Origin of the sequence: Leucobacter sp. M11 (assembly GCF_035726885.1) — a bacterium.
Lineage (GTDB): Bacteria > Actinomycetota > Actinomycetes > Actinomycetales > Microbacteriaceae > JAPFRB01.
The window spans coordinates 714,606-715,937 of the sequence record NZ_JAPFRB010000003.1 but is presented as its reverse complement, the minus strand read 5'-3'; the positions used below and the strand labels follow the sequence as shown (position 1 = coordinate 715,937).

Sequence of the window (1,332 nt, the reverse complement as noted above, 5' to 3'; positions counted from 1 at the left end):
GCAGCTTCCTCGCCCGGTTCCCCGTGACGGCCCGCGCGGCTGCCGAGGAACACGACCGGGCCGTCGCCGCTGGCGCGGCCCTGCCGCCCCTGTCCGGGGTGCCCCTCGGGATCAAGGCGATGCTCGGCACCCGCGAACGCGATGCGGATGCGCAGAGCCTCGTCGCGGACCCGGACGCGAGCCACGGGGAAGACGCCGCCTCGGTCGCGGCGCTTCGCGGGGCCGGGGCCGTCATCCTCGGGCACAACACCATGGTCGAACACGCCATGGGCCGACCCGACCCGCTGAGCCCGTTCCCCGTGCCCCGGAACCCGTGGGACCTCGAGCGCTGGCCGGGGGGCTCCAGCTCGGGCACGGCGAACGGGGTCGCCGCTGGCCTGTTCGCGGGGGGCCTCGGCACCGACACGACGGGGTCGATTCGCATCCCCGCGGCGTTCTGCGGCCTCACGGGGTTCGCCCCCAGTCACGATCTCGTCCCCACGGCGGGGTGCCTGCCCGCCGCGCCGAGCCTCGACGTCGTCGGCCCGATCGTCCCCAGCGCGCGCGACGCACGGCTGCTCATGAGCGTGCTCGCTCCGGGCTTCGACGCCCCCGACTCCGGCCCCCGTTCCGGTCGCGACCCGCGACGGATCGGGGTTCCGGAGGAGCTCCTGGGCGCGGAGCGCGGCGTCGACCCCGCCACCCGCGCGGCGGTCGCCCACTCGCTGTCCACCCTGGAGGCAGCCGGATACCGCGTCGAGGCCTTCCCGCTGCCCGAGTTCGACGAGCTCGTGCAGATCACGTTGGGGCTGTCCCTCGCGGAGGTGCACGCGGGACACCGGGAACGACTCAGCACCGATTGGCACCGCTACGGTCGCTCCTTCCGTCGCATCGCGGCCGCGGGGGCCGCGTTTCCGCCCGACACCGGGGATGCCCTCCGGGCGCGCGCCGCCCGGCTGCGGGACGCCCTCGGCGCCCGCCTTGCCGAGTACACCGCGATCGCGACCCCGACCTGGCCAACGGGCGCCGCTCCCTACGCAGCCTCGGGGGGCTTGCCCGTGCCGGAGACGAACTTCACCGCAGCCTGGAGCGCCGTGGGTTTCCCCTCGCTCAGCCTGCCGGCCGGGCGGGACGGCAACGGAATGCCGCTCGGCCTGCTCCTCACGGGTGCGCCCGGAACCGACGGCCGAGTCCTCGGCGCGGGCGAAGCTCTCCAGCGACGGGACCGCGGCCACCTTGCTCGGCCCGACCTCGGCGAGCACCCCCTGCCGATGCCCCGGCCCGTGCCCGACCCGGACGCGAGTGGCGAGCCCGGGGCTGTCGTGCCCCCGAACGAGCAACCGGCGTGGCTCG

Annotated in this window: 1 protein-coding gene; it reads left to right on the top strand. The window is 76.1% G+C overall.

Features of this window, described 5'->3' with window-relative positions:
• The coding region (locus tag OOT08_RS11825; protein WP_325092937.1) for an amidase at nucleotides 1-1,332 on the top strand (1,332 nt) is incomplete at both ends.